We start from the raw sequence: 16,762 nt of genomic DNA on the forward strand, positions 1-16,762 counted from the left end.
ATATGCCCGCGACGATGGAGGTCAAATGCGAGAGCGACGACTGCGAGCTCGATATGTTCGAGAACCACTACACGTACGACGTTCCCGACGACCACGGCGTCACTGATCTCGCGTGTCCGTACTGTGGCAGGAGTCGTCTTGCCGAGATCGAGGTGTAACGTCGTGACGCGATTCGTCGATGCCGGCCGCTCGGCGTTCCGCAAGGCGCTCGAGCGAGTGGGTCGTGGCTGGAGCCGCATGCAGGAGCGTCGCCCGCTCTCGGTGGACCTCCTCGAGAGCGACGATGCGTATCTCGTCGTTTTCGACGCCCCCGGCGTCCGCGGTGAGGACGTTCAGGTGAAGTTCCTCGATCACACCGTCGAGGTCCGCCTCGAACGGTTCCGCGAGTTCTACGACGGGTACGAGATGATGTTCCCCGGTCGGGGGCTCACGCTCTCCGGGAGCGCCGATCTCCCCCGGGACGCCGATGTCACGCCACACGGCGCGAACGCGACGCTCACGCGTAACGGGACACTCGAGGTGGAGATCCCGAAAGACGAGCGGGCACAGGAGGTGTCGGTCGTCGAGGAGAGCGAGGACGACGATCAAGACAGGCCTGAATGATCGACGGTCCAAGTGTTCGACTACGCGGATCTCGGCTAGAGATAGTCGTACCGAATGGCTACGCCGACGGCGACGAGCGTCCCGCCGAGGAAAAGCAGCACAGCGGACTGCCACAGCACCGCGTCGAACACGCCGGTCACGAACGTCAGGAGGAACTCCTCGACGGCCGGCGCTTCACCCGATCCCTGTAGCAACGACCGGATCCGGTTGATCGCGACCATCGAGACGACGATTCCGACCGCGCCGGCGGCGGCCGTGGACGCTCCCGTCGCGGTCGCCGCCGTCGATCGGGGCGCAACCCAGCCGAGCAGTCCGGCGACAGCGATGGCCAGCACGGTGAGGCCGACCGCGACCGGGCCGGAAAGCGAGACGGCCACACGTGCGGTTTCGAGCATCTCCATCTCCTCCTCGCCGAGCTCCTCGGTACTGTCGACGGTCTCGGGAAGGTTCTCCTCAAGCTCGGCTTCAAACGTCGCGACGAACGCCTCCGCGAGTTCCTCTTCTGCCTCGTCGACCCGGCTTGCGTACTCGGCGTGAGTGACTTCGCCGGTCAGCGCGTCGATCCGGGCGGTCTGTAGCTCACGGACGGGAGCTTCGAGCGGGGCCTCCGGGCCGTCGAACTGTCCCTCGAGTTCGGCGTCCATCTCCGCAAGCATCTCCGCGCGGATCTCGTCCATCGACGCATCGAGACGCGCAGCGAGCTCCTCGTCGCTCAGGTCCCGCTCGGTCTCCGCCTGTATCCGCGCTTTCTGCTCCTCTCTGAACGTCGCGCGTCGTTCGTCGAACGTGTCGGGGTCCGCGGCCATCGCCTCGATCTCCTCGCCGAACGGCATCTCGACCGCGGCGAGATCCAGCTCCTCGGCGTCGGCTTCCACCTCGGCGAGCACTCGCTCCTTCACCGGTTCGGTGTCGAACGCGATCCGGAGCTCGTCGGTTCGTCCGTTGAGGAAGTCGTACACGCCATCGATGTTCCGCTCCAGTTGCGATCTGACGTACTCGTCGGTGACCGCGGCACCGAGAAGCTCCGACTCGGAGCGGTCGAGCGGCGTGTCGTCGACGTCCCCGTTGGGTCCAGCCGCGATCTCCGAGCGGAACTCCTCGGCGAACGACCCGTACAGCTCGGCGTCGTGTGCGCTCTCTTTCGCGTGGTCGGCGTCGAACGCCGTTCGGTCGAGCGCCACGACCGCGTTCGCGGACAACACGAGCGCGAACAGGACGGCTCCGACCCCGATGAGCACGACCGCCCGCTTCGGTTCCATAGGAGGGCTCTCTCACGCCGTCTGTTAACTTTTTACATGGCATCCGGACGGTCGGCGTGTCGTTGGCGTCTCACCCGCGTTCCCGAACGGTCATCCCCTCGACGATCTCGAACGTCTCGTTGCCGTCGAACCGCGTCGGATCGAACGCGTCGATCCAAGGCGACGTCGGAGGGGTCGCATCGACCTCGTCCAGCGACGCGAGGACGCCCTCCGCGACCAGCTCCCCGATCGCCGGCGCGCGCATGAACCCGTGTCCCTGCCAGCCGGCGGCGACGAATAACCCCGGTGCGACCTGCCCGACGAGCGGATCCCCGTCGGGCGTGGCCGTGCAGAGTCCGGCCCACGCACGCTCGATCGTCGGATCGTGACCCGCCCGCTGGCGAAGCGTCTCGCTCACTGACTCGAGGAACCAGTCGTCGGCGCTCCGGTCGTAGTCGTCGGGATCCGCTTCGACCGGCTCGGTACCATCGCCGGCGAGCAGTCCAGCGGAATGCGGACGGAAATACACGCCCGCGGTCGCGTCGTAGGCCATCGGCCCCGCGTACGGGCGGCGGCTGACGAGCGCCTGCACCCGGTACGGCTTCACGGGCACGTCGACGCCGGCCGTCGCGAGCAGGCGCTCGGTGTGTGCGCCCGTGGCGACGACGGCCGCGTCGAACTCGCGAACGGACCCCCCAACACGAACCGTCGCGGCCGCCTCCGGATCGAGGGTGACCGCGGCGTCGGTCTCGACGGTGACGCCCTCGCGACGGGCTCGGTCGCTCATCGCGGCGACGTAGCTTCCGGGGTCGGTCCAGCCGGCACCCTCCGCGACCGCAGCGACCGCGAGGTCGTCCGTGTGGAGCGGGAACCGCCCGCCGAGCGTCGTCGGGTCGACGACGGAAACGCTGCTGCCGTGCTCGCGCATCCGGTCGACCATCGCCGGTACTGCCTCTGCGTCCTCGTCGTCCGCTCGGACCGCGATCACATACGGGCACGGGGTAAACTCGAATCCGGGCAGCGAGTCGGACAGCGCCCGGAACCGCTCCATTGATCGGGCGGCCAACGCGGCATCGACGTCCTCAGCGTACGCGTCGTACAGTACCCCCGCCGCACGACCGGTGCTTCCGGAGCCCAACTCCCCGCGATCGAACAGCGTCACCGCCGTGCCGCGGGCCGCGAGATCGGCTGCGATGGTGACGCCGACCGCACCGCCTCCGACGACGGCGACCTTCGGACCGGCCTCCCGTCCACCTCCGGCTGCCTGCCGCCCGTTTATATCAGCCATACCGATGCTCCGACGGACGTGCTGAAAAACCTCGGGATGCGGAGGAGCCGCTCCGACCTCGCTGCTCGCTCGACCACCCGGCGGCTCCAATCTCGCTACTCACTCGACTGCTCACGCAACTACTCGGTGTCTCTCCCGGCCAGCCGGTCGAGAGACGTGTGATCCCCGGTGACCCGGTGACGCGCGTGTCCCCACCCAGACTATGGACGTCGAGCCCGTTCGATCGGTATGAACCAGCTCGTCGACGGCGAATGGCGAACGGACGCGTACGAATCCACAGACGGGGAGGGCGCGTTTCAGCGCGGCGAGACGACGTTCAGACGCTGGGTCGCCGGCAGCGACGTTCCGGACCACGTCGATGCCGAGCCCGACGATCGCTTCCAGCCGGAGGCCGGACGCTACCACCTGTACGTCTCGTACGCCTGCCCGTGGGCACACCGCACGTTGCTCGCGCGGTCGCTGCTCGGACTGGAGGAGGCGATCGGCGTTTCGGTCGTCGATCCGTGGCGCGGTGAGGACGGCTGGCAGTTCACGCCCGAAAAGGACGGCTGCACGCCGGATCGGGTGAACGACAGCGACTACCTCCGGGAGCTGTACGTCGCTGCGGACCCGGATGCGACCTGCCGAGTGACCGTGCCGGTGCTCTGGGACACCGAGGAGGAGACGATCGTGAACAACGAGTCGCGGGAGATCCTCCGGATGCTGTCGACCGCGTTCGCGGACCTCGGTAACGGCGCTTCGCTGCTGCCCGACGATCCCGAAGTACGCGAGACGGTCGACGAGGTGATCACGGCGATCTACGAGCCGATCAACAACGGGGTGTACAGAGCCGGATTCGCACGTTCACAGTCCGCGTACGACGAGGCGATCGACGACCTGTTCGAGGCGCTCGACAGATGGAACGACCATCTCGCCGACCGACGCTACCTCGTCGGCGACCGGCTCACGGAGGCGGACGTCTGCATGTTCACGACGCTCGTCAGATTCGATCACGTGTACCACACCCACTTCATGTGCAACGCCACGTTCGTCCACCAGTACGAGCACCTCTGGCCGTATCTCCGTGATCTCTACACGACACCGGGCGTCACGGAGACAGTGAACATGGATCACATAAAAGAGCACTACTACACCACGCACCCGGACGTGACGCCGTCCGGCATCATCGCGCGCGGCCCCGACCTCGACTGGGAGGCACCGCACGACCGCGATCGGCTCCCCGGATCGCCGCCCGTCCCGACTCCAACCGAGTGAAGTTCTTCGCGGCGTGTCGAGCGGAGTCGCGGGGCTCGATGAACTGGTTATCGACCGCGTACGGAACCCGGAAGCGATTTCCGTCGGCCACTCGTTCCGCTCGATATGGACTACGAATCGAGCCTCGACCGCGCGATGGACGAGGTCCCGGACCTCGGCGGCTCCGACGAGCGGCTGTCGGTCCCGGACCCGGAGGCACAGAAGGACGGCGCGTTCACGCGCCTGACGAACCTGTCGGCGATCGCCGACGCACTCTCCCGTGACCCCGAGCACGTACACTCGAAGATCCAACAGGAGCTTGGGACGGCGGGCCAGTACGAGGACGGCCGCGCCCGCTACAACGGGAACTTCCGCGAGCGCGACTTTCAGGCGGCGATCGATTCGTACATCGAATCGTTCGTCACCTGCTCGGAGTGTGGCTTGCCGGACACGCGCCTGGAGACGGAGAACCGCACGCCGATGCTACGCTGTGAGGCGTGTGGTGCGTTCCGTCCGGTCGCCAAGCAGTCCACCTCCACCACACAGCGGCAGGAGGAGGCGATCGAGTCCGGCAAGACGTACGAACTCGAGATCGTCGGCACCGGTCGCAAGGGCGACGGCGTCGCCGAGCGCGGCGAGTACACCGTCTTCGTCCCCGGCGCACAGGAGGGTGAAACCGTCCGCGCGTACATCAAGAACGTCTCCGGAAATCTCGCGTTCGCCCGACGCGAGAGCTAAACCGCCACACCGATCCGCCCCACTGCTTCGATTCGTCGAATACGGACGGGACCAGCGATCGGCTTTGCCGACGGGAGGTTCACATACCCGCCGGTCGAACTATCGTACATGTACCACGACGTACTGTTCCCGACGGACGGGAGTGAGGGTGCAAGCGCGGCACTCGAACACGCCATCGACCACGCGTTGACGTACGACGCAACGCTTCACGTGCTGTACGTCGTCGAGGAGACGTATCCGGCGGTGGAGGCCGGGCCGGCCGACGTCCTCGACGACCTCAGAGCGGAAGGTGAAGCGGCGCTCGAGAACGCCCGCGAACGGGCGACCGAAGCCGGCGTCGAGTCGGTCCGTGGGTCGGTCACCGGTGGGTCACCGTATCGAAACATCCTGCAGTACGCCGAGGAACAGGGAGTCGACCTGATCGTGATGGGAACCCACGGACGACGCGGCGTCGACCGGTACCTTCTCGGTAGCGTTACGGAGAAGGTGGTTCGGACCGCTGACTGCCCGGTGTTGACCGTGCGGGCCGAGCAGTAGCGAACCCGGCCGTTCGCAAGCTCGGAACTCGTCCTGTCAGATTACGGCACCGATGTGGTTCGTCGAACGCAGGACACGACCGGTTCGTCGTTGGTCAGAATTCCGGCTCTAAAGGAGCTATACCCGCCGTTTTCCGCCATGCTGCCGGTGCTGGTCACACTGCCCACCGGTGTGTTTATGCCCACGACCCCATCAGTCGGAAACGACCTACATGAGCACGGACACGCTTCCATCTCGGGCGGAGACGGTCATCATCGGTGCCGGCGCGGTCGGCTGTAGCGTCGCGTATCACCTTTCGGAGCTTGGCGCGGAGGACGTCGTCGTCGTCGACCAGGGCCCGCTGCCGGTCACTGGCGGCTCCTCGGTCCACGCGCCCGGCATCATCTTCCAGACGTCGCCATCGAAGATCCAGACGAAGACGGCCCACTACACCAGCCGACTGCTGTCGGACGCCGACGTGTACGACGAGGTCGGGGGGATCGAGCTCGCACGTAGCGAGGAGCGCATGGAGTTTCTCCGACGACGCGTCGAGTGGGCGACCTCGTACGGCCTGCCGGAACCGCAGCTGCTTGACCCCGAGGAGGTCGCCGAGCACCTCCCCCTCGTCGACACGTCGGAGATCCTCGGCGGCTACTACTCTCCGACCGACGGACGCGTCGATGGGATCGCCGCGCTCCAGTGGTACGTCGAACAGTCCAGCGCGGATTTCTACGGAGACACCGAGGTTACCGACCTCGACGTCGCCGGCGGCGAGGTCAACGCCGTCGTCACCGACCGCGGGCGTATCGACTGCGACCGCTGCGTGATCGCGACGAACAACTGGGGGTACCAGACCGGACGGCTGGCGGATCTTGACTTGCCGATCGCGCCGGTCGAACACCAGTACGTCGTCACCGAGCCTCTCGAGGCGCTCGCGGACGCGGGCAGCTCCGTTGGCGACAACACCACCGGACTCGACGTGCCCGGCGACCGCTCCATCGCGGAGTTCATGAGCGAGGGACCGCATCGACCGGTGGGGCGCGACCAGGACAACTCGCTGTACTTCCGGACTCACGGTGACCGGCTCGGCCTCGGCTCGTACAACCACGAACCTCTCTCGGTCGACCCCGATGCGATGGGGACAAACACCCCGGAGCGGCAGGCGTCCGTCCGCGGATTCACACGCGAACACTGGGAGGAGCCGACCCACCGCAACCGCGAGAAGTCGGCCAAGCAGGCGTTCGACGAGCTGTTGCCGACGACGACCGACCTCGAGTACGAGGCGACCGAGAACGGGATCTTCGTGTTCACACCCGACGGGATGCCCGCGGTCGGCGAGACCACCCAGGTCGACGGGCTCTGGACCGGGCTCGCGATCTGGTGGACCCACTCCGGCGGCTACGGCCGGATCCTCGCCGAGTGGATGGAGAACGGCGTTCCACGGCTCCCTTCCGGCCCGGTCGACACGGGCGGGATCCACGTTCGCCGGTTCGAGCCGCACGCCGGCGAGACGGAGTACTTCGTCGACCGTGGCGCAAAGCGGTACGAGCAGGTGTACAGCATCGTCGAGCCACGTTGGCAGCCCGACGACCACCGCGGGCTGCGGACCAGTCCGTTCTACCACCAGCAGCAGTCCCTCGGCGCGGAGTTCTACCAGAGCGGCGGCTGGGAGTCCCCGCAGTGGTACGAGCACAACGCCGACCTGGTCGACAGGTACGAGGATCGGATCCCCGAACAGGACGGCTGGCAGGGGATCAACCGCTCGCCGATCGAGGCGGCCGAACATCTCCACACCCGCGAGAAGGTGTCGATGTTCGACATGACCTCGTTCAGCTCGATCGTCGTCAAAGGCGAGGGCAGCACCGAGTTCCTCCAGTCGGTGTGTAGCAACGATGTCGACGCCGACGTGGGACAGGTGCGGTACTCGCTGCTGCTCAACGAGGGCGGTGGGATCCTTGCCGACGTCACCGTCGTGCGCCTCGACGAGGAGGAGTACGTGGTGACCACGGGCGGCGGCAACTCCCCGGGGATCCACGGCGGCTGGCTCGCGGACCACGCCCCCGAAACCGTCTCCGTCCACGTCGAGGAGGGTGCCCGAGCGACGATCGGGTTGTGGGGGCCAAACGCTCGGCTTCTGCTCCAGCGGTGTACGGACGCCGACGTCAGCAACGACGGCTTTCCGTACTTCACCGCGAAGCGACTGTACGTCGGAGAAGTGCCCGTGCTCGCGCTCCGGGTGTCGTACGTCGGCGAGCTCGGGTGGGAGCTGTGGGCTCCCGTCGAGTACGGCCAGCGACTCTGGGAGACGCTGTGGGAGGCCGGTCAGGATCTAGACGTCCGACCGATGGGTGGCGGCGCTCTCGAGTCGATGCGGCTGGAGAAGGGGTTCCGACTGTGGGGGACCGACATCGACACCGACGCGAACCCGTACGAGGCGGGAGTTCCGTTCGCGGTCGATATGGACACGGAGTTCGTCGGCCGCGATGCCATCGACACCGCCCGCGAGGAGGGGATCGACAACCGGATCACGCCGATCACTCTCGACGACTCGACGGACATCCTGCTGAGTGGTCGCCCCGTCATGCAGAACGGAGACGCGATCGGCTACGTGCAGGCCGCCGACTTCGGCTATTCGGTCGGCGAGTCGATCGCGTACACGTACGTGCCCGACGAGTACGCCGAGGCCGGCACCGCGGTACAGGTACGATGTGAGGGAGAGACGTACGACGCGACGGTGCGTGACGAGCCGCTGTTCGATCCGGGTCGCGAAAAGATCCTCCGGTGAATTCGTGATGAAAACGCACACGAATTCGTGATGAAAACGCACACGAATTCGTGATGAAAACGTCGAAGCCGGAGGAGGGATTTGAACCCTCGACCTATTCCTTACGAAGGAATCGCTCTGCCAGCTGAGCTACTCCGGCGCTCACCCACACGTACCCGCAACAAGAAAATAAGGGTTCCGGAACGGGAGCGCGACGGCGGCGGTTCCCGTGCGGACGAATCGCACGAACGGGAGGTGGTCGAAACTGCTCGACCGTCGCGGTGCGGACGCTGTCGACCCACAATGATCGATCGTTGATAAGGGTTATATATGCGATGTTGTAAAGGTAATTAACAGGTTAGTTGCGTAGACGCGTAAGGATCGGGGGATAATTATTCGTATATAAGGATAAGAGCTAAATACGAGCTCGAGCCTCGATCCGTTGTCGACAGCACCACTCGCGTGCCGCGACGGCGGGGATCGACTCTCCCGGTGGTGTCTGCCCGGTCGGAGCCCGTACCGGGCGTCGACGGCGATGTCGACGGGTCCTCCCCACACTCCCGTTGACCTCGATCGATACACTGTCAGCGACCCATCGCGGCCGGCGTGTTTCCACGTCTCCGGCGTGCCCAAGCGCGAAGTCGCCTCTGGACCGACGTACCAACCGGCCGCGTACTCTTGTCATGTGACGGGCCACCTTCCGCCCGCCCGGCTTCGTCCGGGTCGGTGGATCGCCGTGCCGAGTCATGAGCGTCGGCGACGGACGATATCCGATGTGCCTTTCCGAGTCGGGAGCGTCAGCCGTCGTATGAACGCGGATTCACCGACCGGTCCGACGCGGAACCCACGGAGTCCGGTGAGCCATCCATGACGCGACGAGACGACTACTACAACCGCGCGAAACAACAGGGCTACCGGAGCCGCGCCTCCTACAAGCTGAAACAGATCGACGAGGACGCGGAGCTGTTTGAGCGTGGCGACACCGTCGTCGATCTCGGTGCCGCGCCGGGGGGCTGGTTACAGGTCGCCGCCGAAGCCGTGGGGGAAACCGGGACCGTCGTCGGCGTCGACCTCCAGCGCATCGACGAGTTCGACGACCACGATGTCGAGACGATCCGGGGAGATATGACCGAGGAGCGAACACAACACTACCTTCGGGAGGCGGTCGGCGAACGGGGCGCGGACGTCGTCGTCTCCGACATGGCGCCGAACATGACCGGCGAGTACTCGCTGGACCACGCCCGGTCGGTCCACCTCGCTCGGCAGGCGTTCGCCGTCGCCGAGGAGCTGCTTGCCCCCGGTGGCGACTTCGTGGTGAAGGTGTTTCAGGGCCGGGACCTCGACGCGTTTCGCGAGGAGGTCGGCGAGGAGTTCGAGTACGTGCGGACGATGTCGCCGCCGGCCTCCCGGGACGCCTCCTCGGAGGTGTATCTCGTCGCGAAGGGTCGGATCACCGCCCCCGTCGAGGAGGGCGACCGCGTCGAAGTCGAGATCGAGAAGCTTGGCGAGGAGGGTGACGGGATCGCGTACGTCGAAGGGTACTCGCTTTTCGTGCCTGGGACCGACGTCGGCGAGACGGTGACCGTCGTCGTCGACGACATCAAACCGCGATTCGGGTTCGCCGACCGGGTGGACTGACGCTCACTCGCCGAGATCCGGGGGTCGCTGCTCTGCGAGCTCCCGTTCGAGGCTGCCGCGCTCCCAGCTTCTGACCGCCTCCCCATCGACCTCGGCCTGCACCTTCTGTTCGAGGAGGTTCACCGCGACGCTGTTTGCACCCTCCGGAATGATGAGATCCGCGTGTTTCTTCGTCGGCTCGATGAACTGCTCGTGCATCGGCTTCACCGTCGAGAGATACTGCTCGATGACTCCCTCGAGATCCCGCCCGCGATCGACGACATCGCGCTGGATTCGCCGAAGGATCCGCACGTCCGCGTCCGTTTCCACGTACAGCCGGAGATCCATCATCGCGTTTATCTCCTCGTCGTACAGCGCGAGGATACCCTCAACCACGATCACGTCCGTCGGCTCGACGACGACTCGCTCGTCGCGCCGGTTGTGCACCTCGAAGTCGTACTGGGGCATCCGGATCGACTGGCCCTCCAACAGCGATTCGAGATGCTCGCGAAGAAGCTCCCACTCGAACGCGTCCGGGTGGTCGTAGTTTACCGCCTCTCGCTCCTCGACGTCGAGATGCGAGAGATCCTCGTAGTAGTTGTCGAGCGGGATCCGGGTCACGTCATCGTCGACGTTGCGGGTGACGAGACGGGCCACGGTCGTTTTCCCCGCTCCCGTTCCCCCGGCGATCCCGATCACGAACGAGGGTATGGTCATGCCCGACGTTCGGACGGGTGGCGGTTTGAACCCTCCCCTTTCGTCGCCAACCTGTAACCCCAATTCTACGTTGTGGGACGTTATAACGATGACGGGGGCAGGTTTTACCCGTTCCGTGCGAATCGATCGGTATGCGCACGGATACCACAGCCAGCGACGTGATGCACAGGGAGTTTCTGGGGGTGAGCGAGTCGGACGCGCTGTCGGACGCCGCGGAGCTGCTGGTCTCGGAGGAAACTGACTGTCTCGTCGTCGTCCGCGGCGGCGAGCCGGTGGGGCGACTCGGCTCCCGTGACGCGCTCGAAGCCGTTCTCGCCGCCGATCCCGACGGGGTCACGGTCGGCGAGGTGATGGACTCGCCGCCGCCACGGGTTGGGCCGGATGCGCCGCTCTCGACGGTCGAGGAGCGACTCGTCGCGGAGGGTGCAAACCGCGTGGTCGTCGCCGCGAACGGCGAGGCGGTCGGCGTCGTCACCGATCACGACGTGCTCGCCGCCGGTGCGACACGCAACGCCACTGCACCGGACGGGGAGACGGCCGTGGCGGGCGGCTCGGCTCCCGAACGGTCGATGGAGCCGGATCCGACGATCGACGCCGAAATGGGCCGCGAGATCGACCGCACGATGAGCGCCGAGTCGACCGATGCCTCCGGATCGCCCACGCAGGGCGTCTGTGAGGTGTGCGGCTCGCTCGCTCCCAGTCTCTCTACCACGAACGGACAGGTCGTTTGTCCCGACTGCCAGCAGGTGTGACGTCGTTCGATCAGATTCGCGTCACGCCGGCTACCGCGGACGACATCGACGCAGTCACCGATTTATGGGTCGATCTAGCATCGGGTCAGCGGGCGTACGGATCGACGCTTCTCGCCGACGGGAACCGGAACGCGGTCCGTGACTCGGTCGCCCGTGGCGTCGTCACTGGTGAGCTGCTCGTCGCCCGCAGGATTCCTGACGACGTTGATCGCTCCGGCGCTCTCGACGGTGCCACCGATCCGATCGGATTCGTCGGCTTCTCGCTCGACCACGGTGGCCTCGAGCGCGACGAGACTCGTGGTGTCGTCGACAACCTCTTCGTCGCTCCGACCTGTCGCGGGGAGGGCGTGGGGTCCGCGCTGCTGTCCGCCGCGGAACGTGCGCTTCGGGAGTCGGGTGCGACCGAAATCACGCTGGAGGCCATGGCTGCCAACGACCGGGCGCGGTCGTTCTATCGGGGGTTCGGGTACGAGTCACATCGCGTCGTACTGCGGAAGCGGCTCGACGAGACCGACTGACCCCACGCCGAAAGCGACAGTCACTCAAAGGAGCACCGAGTACTGTCGCCCGCGCCAGGGGAGCATGGGTGGTTCATGCACTCGACTTGTAATCGAGACTTCCGGGGTTCAAATCCCTGCCCTGGCTCGTCTCTTCCCTCGCAATCGACCGTGTCGGTGACGGGTCGTCGCCGGTCGTCCATACGCTCGGCGACGACGGCGAGCGCTTCGACGTGTTCCCCGCGGTCCCGAAGTCGGCTAACCCGTCTCGCGTCATCGTCGGACAGCGATCGTGTTGAAATACATTCACCTTCGATTATCAGAGGCGATATCTCGACCGCGTATCGGCAAGAAAGCGGCGGCGATAGCGGCTCGGTTTATGTTCGTCGCGCCCGAGACGGGACCATGGACGCCTCGGACGGCGCGCTACTCGGAGTCGCCGTGGTCGTCGCCGCGACGGTTCTCGCCGGAACGCTGGCGGCCGGGCTGCTGTTCGGGTTCGACGAGTCGGTACTCCGCCCGTTCGCGCTGCTGGCTGCTGAGCCGTTCGCGTGGATCGTCGTCGCCGCGCTCCTCGTCGCCGTGGTCGGTCACTCCTATATCGGCTGATTTCGACCACGTCACTCCGGGTCAGCCCGGTCCCGTACCGCCCGGTCCCGTACCGCCCGGACGAGTTCGCCGAGTGCGCGGTCGACGCTGTCGTGTTTCACCTCGGACCGAGTCCCCTCGAGGAGCGCTCGCTCGCTTCTGACGAACGATTCGCCCGATCCCCACGGCGCGGCGTACGCGACGCCCACGTACACGAGTCCGGCTGGTTTCTCCTCCGTGTCCTCGGGACCCGCCACGCCGGTCGCCGAGACGCCCCAGGTCGTGTCCGCGCGATCCCGCGCCCCCGCAGCCATTTTTCTGGCGACCGGCGCGCTGACGGCACCGTGTGCGTCCAGCGTCTCGCGGTCGACTCCAAGTTCGCGTCGCTTTGCGTCGTACGCGTACGTCACGTACCCACGGTCGAAGTACGCGCTCGACCCGGGGACGTCGGTCAGCCGGGAGCCGATCAGCCCGCCGGTCAGCGACTCGGCGACGGCCAGCGTCTCCTCGCGTTCGGTGAGCAGCTCTCCGACGGTGACCTCGGGCGGGTCCGAACCGACCCACTCACCGCCGATCAGTCCGACGTCGGGTTCGTCGTGTTCACGCATGGTTCTCGTGTTCGACTCCGTCGTGTACCGGCTTCAACCCCGCCCACAGTGGGACGGAGAGTCCGCCCTGCTACCTCGTTGGAACGTGCGGGAGTCACGCCTCCGCTCGGAGGTCGCCGACCGTCCGGACCCTCGTACCGATCGGTCGCTTCACGAACGCTCCAGTGGCGCGACCGAACAGTTCGCTCACTCCTCGCTGTGCCGCGATGTCGAGGAGTCGCTGGTCGATCTCGCCATCGACGACGACGGTGTGAGGCGGCGAGGCTGCGTTCGCGACCGCGTCGAACGCCTCCTCGGCGTCGGCTTCCGAGAGGACGCCGAGCCCGTCATCGAGGAGTCGTGCGACCCCGCTTTCCGTGTCGATCACCTCTTGAACGTGTTCCTCGAGGGATCTCGGCTCGTCATCAAACGCGGCCTCCGCTCGCTCTGCCGGCGTAGCGTCTTCCGAGGCGACGCTCTCCGTCCCCGTCGCGGCCCCCCCAGTCGCCTCTTCCACGCTGGTCTCCCCCGTCTCTTCCACGGTGGTATCCGTCGGTGCGGACCCGTTCACCGCGTTTTCCTCAGGCGTCTCGGCTCCTCCGCCGGGTGCGGACGCGCTCTTCGTCTCGTCGGTTTCGTGTCCGGCACCGTTCTGTGAAGCCGACGCGGGCTCGCTACGGGCCGCCGTGCCATCGGCGGGATCGACTCTGTCGGCTGCCTCCCGGAGGTTCGTCTCGCTAGTGAGAGTTTGATACGGGACTTTGCCGCGTAATGCCTCGAAGACCTCACCACGGTCGAGATCCTCGACGGACTCGCCGGCGGGCGCGAACGCGACGTAGTCGATGTCGCCGACCTGTGCGAGCTCGCGGAGAATCAGCTCCCCACCTCGGTCGCCGTCGAGGAACGCGGTGACCGTTCGGTCCTGGGTCAGCTCCGCGACCGCGTCGGGGACGTTCGTCCCCTCGACGGCGATCGCGTTCTTGATCCCGCCGTCGAGCAGCGTGAGCACGTCCGCGCGTCCCTCGACGACGATCACCGCGTCCGAGTCACCGACGCGCGGACCGGCAGGGAGCCCCTCGTACTCGACGATCCCCTCGATCCGGGCGGCGTCGCGGACCTCCTCTAACACGTCCGTGCTCGCGAGACTCGTCTCCTCGAACCCGTCCGCGAGCAGCTCCTTCGCACGCTCGACGATCTCGCGCCGTTTCGCCGCGCGCACGTCCTCGATCCTCGTCACTTCGACGGACGCCTGACACGGGCCGATGCGGTCGATCGTTTCGAGCGCCGCACCGAGGATCGCCGTCTCGACTTTATCGAGGCTCGAGGCGACGGTCACCTCGCCGAACGACTGGCCGTTCTCGGACTCGACGGCGACATCGATCCGGCCGACCTTCGATGATTCCTGCAGATCTCGAAGGTCGAGCTCCTCGCCGAGCAACCCCTCGGTCTGTCCGAACACCGCGCCGACGACGTCGCTTCGCTCGACGACGCCGTCGGCCGCGATCGTCGCGTGTATCAGATACTTCGCTGTGTTGTCCATGATACGAATGTATCGACCAATCTGCGTCGGTCCTGTTTATTACCGACCGTGCCGCGTCGGTCGTGTTCGTTACCGGCCATCCTGTATCGGTCGTGCTGTATCGGTCGTGGTTGTATCGGTCGTACTGTGTCTGTGTCGGTCATGTGGTGGCTCTCACGTGTGGATGATGGATGATGATCTGATGATCGGGCGGATCGGTCGGCCCGGAGTTTATCTACCGCGTTTACAGCAAAGAACGTGTCGCATCGTCATCGATCCAAGCGTATGAAGAAAAAATATCTTCATACAAACCTTACGAACACTATCGATAGATTTTAGGCCATCGTGAGGTATTACTGTTGTAATGAGCCGTCGAAGAAGAGATCTGATCTGGATTCCGACGTTCGCGATACTGGTCGCATTCGCCGTTCCGTGGCCGCTGTGGGGCGTCGATCTCGTTCTCGCGGGGCTTCCAGTGTGGATCTGGTGGCACGTCGCGTGGCTCGGCCTCTGTGCCGTCCTGTTTTATCGGTTCGTCGAAACCGGCGCGTGGGAACGCGGGATGGGGGTCGATCCCGGGGGTGAGATGCGATGAGCGTCGCGTTACAGCTGGGGATCGTGGTCGGGTATCTGTTCGTCGCGCTGGCGATCGGGCTGCTCGCGTACCGGGTCGCAAAGGCGACTGCAGAGGACTACTATCTCGCGAGTCGCTCGATCGGGACGATCGTGTTGCTGTTCACGACGTTCGCGACGCTGCTGTCCGCGTTCACGTTCTTCGGCGGACCGAACCTCGCGTACCAGGCGGGTCCGGAGTGGCTGATCGTCATGGGGGCGCTTGACGGCGTGCTGTTTGCGGTGTTGTGGTACGTTATCGGGTACAAGCAGTGGCTGATCGGCAAGCGGAACGGGTATATGACGCTCGGCGAGATGCTCGGTGACCGGTTCGGGTCTCCCGGGCTCCGCGCGCTCGTCGCCGGCGTCAGCCTCATGTGGCTGTTCCCGTACGTGATGCTCCAGCAGATGGGTGCCGGCGAAGCGCTCGTCGGACTCTCCGGCGGTATGATCCCGTACTGGGGCGGCGCGGCGCTCATCACCGCGTTCATGATCGTGTACGTCGCACTCGCGGGGATGCGGGGCGTCGCGTGGACCGACACCGTCCAGGGGCTGTTCATGCTCTCTATCGTCTGGATCGCCGTCGTCTGGGTGTTGTCGGCGGTCGGCGGACTCGGTGCCGCGACCGGGTCGATGCTCGAGGCGCGTCCGGCGTTCGGCAGCTTCGGTGGCGGCCTGTACACTCCCGGGTTCATCGTGTCGACGGCGATCACCATCGCGTTCGGAGTGACGATGTTTCCGCAGATCAACCAGCGCTTCTTCGTCGCCGACAGCGGTGCGGTGCTGAAACGGTCGTTTGCGCTGTGGCCCGTGCTCGTCTTGCTCCTCTTCCTTCCCGCGTTCATGCTCGGTGCGTGGGCGGTCGGGATGCCCATCGACGTTCCGGAGGGCGCGAACGTGTTGCCGGTCGTGCTCAACGAGTACACGCCGCTGTGGTTCGCGGCGCTCGTGATCGCGGGCGCGATGGCGGCGATGATGTCGTCGTCGGACTCGATGCTGCTGTCCGGGTCGTCGTACTTCACTCGCGACATCTACCGCCCGTTCATCAATCCGGACGCGTCGGCGCAACGTGAGGCGTGGCTCGCGCGACTCGGCGTCGCCGCGTTCGCCACGCTTGCGTTCCTCGCCAGCCTGCTTCGTCCCGGCACGCTGATCGAGGTCGGCGACACCGCGTTCTCCGGCTTCGCGCTGCTCGCGCTCCCGGTTATCTGCGCGCTCTACTGGCCCCACACGACCCGAGACGGGATGGCCGTCGGCATCGCGGTCCCGCAGGTGCTGTATCTCGCGCTCGTGTTCGTGCCGGCGCTTCCGCGAAGCTACGCGGGGTGGGATTACGCGCTCGCGCTGATGGCACTCTCGGCGGTGCTCACCGTCGGCGTCTCGATGCTCACCAGCCCGACGACCGACGGCGACGCCTCACGGTTCGCGGTCGCGGGGGACTGACGCGTCGTTTTCGGCGCGCGTGAGACGCTACTTCGCGACCGGCTCCGGGA

Annotated in this window: 17 protein-coding genes and 2 tRNA genes; 13 read left to right on the forward strand and 6 right to left on the reverse strand. The window is 66.0% G+C overall.

All coding sequences use genetic code 11. From position 1 onward, the window contains the following. Positions 1-2: 2 nt before the first annotated feature. Together ACYQ0R_RS11195 and ACYQ0R_RS11200 are read left to right on the forward strand one after the other, a co-directional pair. On the forward strand, positions 3-158 hold the full coding sequence (locus tag ACYQ0R_RS11195) for a DUF7559 family protein (protein WP_459823697.1): 156 nt from the start codon (positions 3-5) through the stop codon (positions 156-158). A gap of 4 nt (positions 159-162) precedes the next feature. After that, positions 163-603 carry an Hsp20/alpha crystallin family protein gene (locus ACYQ0R_RS11200; RefSeq protein ID WP_459823700.1) on the forward strand — a complete coding sequence of 147 codons (441 nt, stop codon included), beginning with the start codon at positions 163-165 and terminating at the stop codon, positions 601-603. 35 nt (positions 604-638) lie between these two features. Here ACYQ0R_RS11200 and ACYQ0R_RS11205 read toward each other — a convergent pair whose 3' ends face one another. Further along, positions 639-1,862, reverse strand: a complete 1,224-nt coding sequence (locus ACYQ0R_RS11205) for a hypothetical protein (protein ID WP_459823703.1) — start codon at positions 1,860-1,862, stop codon at positions 639-641. A 70-nt stretch (positions 1,863-1,932) separates the two neighbouring features. Next, on the reverse strand, positions 1,933-3,129 hold the full coding sequence (locus ACYQ0R_RS11210; RefSeq protein ID WP_459823706.1) for an NAD(P)/FAD-dependent oxidoreductase: 1,197 nt from the start codon (positions 3,127-3,129) through the stop codon (positions 1,933-1,935). A gap of 228 nt (positions 3,130-3,357) precedes the next feature. Here ACYQ0R_RS11210 and ACYQ0R_RS11215 point away from each other — a divergent pair, with 228 nt between their 5' ends. The 4 genes from ACYQ0R_RS11215 (at position 3,358) to ACYQ0R_RS11230 (ending at position 8,401) form a co-directional block, all read left to right on the forward strand. Then, complete coding sequence (locus ACYQ0R_RS11215) at positions 3,358-4,383, forward strand: glutathione S-transferase family protein (RefSeq protein ID WP_459823708.1); 1,026 nt, start codon at positions 3,358-3,360, stop codon at positions 4,381-4,383. A 105-nt stretch (positions 4,384-4,488) separates the two neighbouring features. Continuing rightward, the gene (locus tag ACYQ0R_RS11220) at positions 4,489-5,100 is read left to right on the forward strand and encodes a translation initiation factor IF-2 subunit beta (RefSeq protein ID WP_459823710.1); all 612 of its coding nucleotides are present in this window, start codon (positions 4,489-4,491) and stop codon (positions 5,098-5,100) included. 108 nt (positions 5,101-5,208) lie between these two features. Further along, positions 5,209-5,637, forward strand: a complete 429-nt coding sequence (locus ACYQ0R_RS11225; RefSeq protein WP_459823711.1) for a universal stress protein — start codon at positions 5,209-5,211, stop codon at positions 5,635-5,637. Between the two features lie 211 nt (positions 5,638-5,848). Continuing rightward, positions 5,849-8,401 (forward strand): GcvT family protein, encoded by a 2,553-nt coding sequence (locus tag ACYQ0R_RS11230; protein WP_459823713.1) that lies wholly within the window; start codon positions 5,849-5,851, stop codon positions 8,399-8,401. A gap of 66 nt (positions 8,402-8,467) precedes the next feature. Here ACYQ0R_RS11230 and ACYQ0R_RS11235 read toward each other — a convergent pair. Continuing rightward, positions 8,468-8,540: transfer RNA gene (locus tag ACYQ0R_RS11235), tRNA-Thr, on the reverse strand. A gap of 707 nt (positions 8,541-9,247) precedes the next feature. Here ACYQ0R_RS11235 and ACYQ0R_RS11240 point away from each other — a divergent pair. Further along, the gene (locus tag ACYQ0R_RS11240) at positions 9,248-10,018 is read left to right on the forward strand and encodes an RlmE family RNA methyltransferase (RefSeq protein WP_459823715.1); all 771 of its coding nucleotides are present in this window, start codon (positions 9,248-9,250) and stop codon (positions 10,016-10,018) included. Between the two features lie 3 nt (positions 10,019-10,021). Here the strand turns inward: ACYQ0R_RS11240 and udk are convergent, their stop codons facing one another. Then, positions 10,022-10,714 (reverse strand): uridine kinase, encoded by a 693-nt coding sequence (gene udk, locus ACYQ0R_RS11245; protein ID WP_459823718.1) that lies wholly within the window; start codon positions 10,712-10,714, stop codon positions 10,022-10,024. A gap of 131 nt (positions 10,715-10,845) precedes the next feature. On the opposite strand from udk, the gene ACYQ0R_RS11250 reads away from it, so the two are divergent. The 4 genes from ACYQ0R_RS11250 to ACYQ0R_RS11265 all read left to right on the forward strand — a co-directional run bounded on the left by ACYQ0R_RS11250 (position 10,846) and on the right by ACYQ0R_RS11265 (position 12,572). Continuing rightward, complete coding sequence (locus tag ACYQ0R_RS11250) at positions 10,846-11,466, forward strand: CBS domain-containing protein (protein ID WP_459823721.1); 621 nt, start codon at positions 10,846-10,848, stop codon at positions 11,464-11,466. Beyond that, on the forward strand, positions 11,463-11,984 hold the full coding sequence (locus tag ACYQ0R_RS11255; RefSeq protein ID WP_459823724.1) for a GNAT family N-acetyltransferase: 522 nt from the start codon (positions 11,463-11,465) through the stop codon (positions 11,982-11,984). Before ACYQ0R_RS11250 ends, ACYQ0R_RS11255 begins: the two co-directional genes overlap by 4 nt. Positions 11,985-12,037: 53 nt before the next feature. Then, a tRNA-Thr gene (locus tag ACYQ0R_RS11260) sits at positions 12,038-12,111 on the forward strand. A 257-nt stretch (positions 12,112-12,368) separates the two neighbouring features. Next, complete coding sequence (locus ACYQ0R_RS11265; protein WP_459823727.1) at positions 12,369-12,572, forward strand: hypothetical protein; 204 nt, start codon at positions 12,369-12,371, stop codon at positions 12,570-12,572. A gap of 11 nt (positions 12,573-12,583) precedes the next feature. Here the strand turns inward: ACYQ0R_RS11265 and ACYQ0R_RS11270 are convergent, their stop codons facing one another. After that, entirely contained in the window at positions 12,584-13,159 is a 576-nt protein-coding gene (locus ACYQ0R_RS11270; RefSeq protein ID WP_459823730.1) for a CinA family protein, read from the reverse strand. Positions 13,160-13,253: 94 nt separating this feature from the next. Continuing rightward, the gene (gene dnaG, locus ACYQ0R_RS11275; RefSeq protein ID WP_459823733.1) at positions 13,254-14,678 is read right to left on the reverse strand and encodes a DNA primase DnaG; all 1,425 of its coding nucleotides are present in this window, start codon (positions 14,676-14,678) and stop codon (positions 13,254-13,256) included. 343 nt (positions 14,679-15,021) lie between these two features. Here dnaG and ACYQ0R_RS11280 point away from each other — a divergent pair, with 343 nt between their 5' ends. Together ACYQ0R_RS11280 and ACYQ0R_RS11285 are read left to right on the forward strand one after the other, a co-directional pair. After that, on the forward strand, positions 15,022-15,252 hold the full coding sequence (locus ACYQ0R_RS11280; protein ID WP_459823736.1) for a DUF3311 domain-containing protein: 231 nt from the start codon (positions 15,022-15,024) through the stop codon (positions 15,250-15,252). Beyond that, entirely contained in the window at positions 15,249-16,712 is a 1,464-nt protein-coding gene (locus ACYQ0R_RS11285; RefSeq protein ID WP_459823738.1) for a sodium:solute symporter family protein, read from the forward strand. Before ACYQ0R_RS11280 ends, ACYQ0R_RS11285 begins: the two co-directional genes overlap by 4 nt. Positions 16,713-16,762: the final 50 nt, after the last annotated feature.

The organism is Halorubrum luteum (assembly GCF_054652935.1).

Excerpts from the sequence above, each read along its gene's own strand:
- ACYQ0R_RS11225 (WP_459823711.1), top strand. The coding sequence starts at position 5,209 with ATGTACCACGACGTACTGTTCCCGACGGACGGGAGTGAGGGTGCAAGC.
- ACYQ0R_RS11265 (WP_459823727.1), top strand. The coding sequence starts at position 12,369 with ATGGACGCCTCGGACGGCGCGCTACTCGGAGTCGCCGTGGTCGTCGCC.
- udk (WP_459823718.1), bottom strand. The coding sequence starts at position 10,714 with ATGACCATACCCTCGTTCGTGATCGGGATCGCCGGGGGAACGGGAGCG.
- ACYQ0R_RS11230 (WP_459823713.1), top strand. The coding sequence starts at position 5,849 with ATGAGCACGGACACGCTTCCATCTCGGGCGGAGACGGTCATCATCGGT.
- ACYQ0R_RS11195 (WP_459823697.1), top strand. The coding sequence starts at position 3 with ATGCCCGCGACGATGGAGGTCAAATGCGAGAGCGACGACTGCGAGCTC.
- ACYQ0R_RS11220 (WP_459823710.1), top strand. The coding sequence starts at position 4,489 with ATGGACTACGAATCGAGCCTCGACCGCGCGATGGACGAGGTCCCGGAC.
- ACYQ0R_RS11205 (WP_459823703.1), bottom strand. The coding sequence starts at position 1,862 with ATGGAACCGAAGCGGGCGGTCGTGCTCATCGGGGTCGGAGCCGTCCTG.
- ACYQ0R_RS11240 (WP_459823715.1), top strand. The coding sequence starts at position 9,248 with ATGACGCGACGAGACGACTACTACAACCGCGCGAAACAACAGGGCTAC.
- ACYQ0R_RS11285 (WP_459823738.1), top strand. The coding sequence starts at position 15,249 with ATGAGCGTCGCGTTACAGCTGGGGATCGTGGTCGGGTATCTGTTCGTC.
- ACYQ0R_RS11210 (WP_459823706.1), bottom strand. The coding sequence starts at position 3,129 with ATGGCTGATATAAACGGGCGGCAGGCAGCCGGAGGTGGACGGGAGGCC.
- ACYQ0R_RS11250 (WP_459823721.1), top strand. The coding sequence starts at position 10,846 with ATGCGCACGGATACCACAGCCAGCGACGTGATGCACAGGGAGTTTCTG.
- dnaG (WP_459823733.1), bottom strand. The coding sequence starts at position 14,678 with ATGGACAACACAGCGAAGTATCTGATACACGCGACGATCGCGGCCGAC.
- ACYQ0R_RS11215 (WP_459823708.1), top strand. The coding sequence starts at position 3,358 with ATGAACCAGCTCGTCGACGGCGAATGGCGAACGGACGCGTACGAATCC.
- ACYQ0R_RS11270 (WP_459823730.1), bottom strand. The coding sequence starts at position 13,159 with ATGCGTGAACACGACGAACCCGACGTCGGACTGATCGGCGGTGAGTGG.
- ACYQ0R_RS11280 (WP_459823736.1), top strand. The coding sequence starts at position 15,022 with ATGAGCCGTCGAAGAAGAGATCTGATCTGGATTCCGACGTTCGCGATA.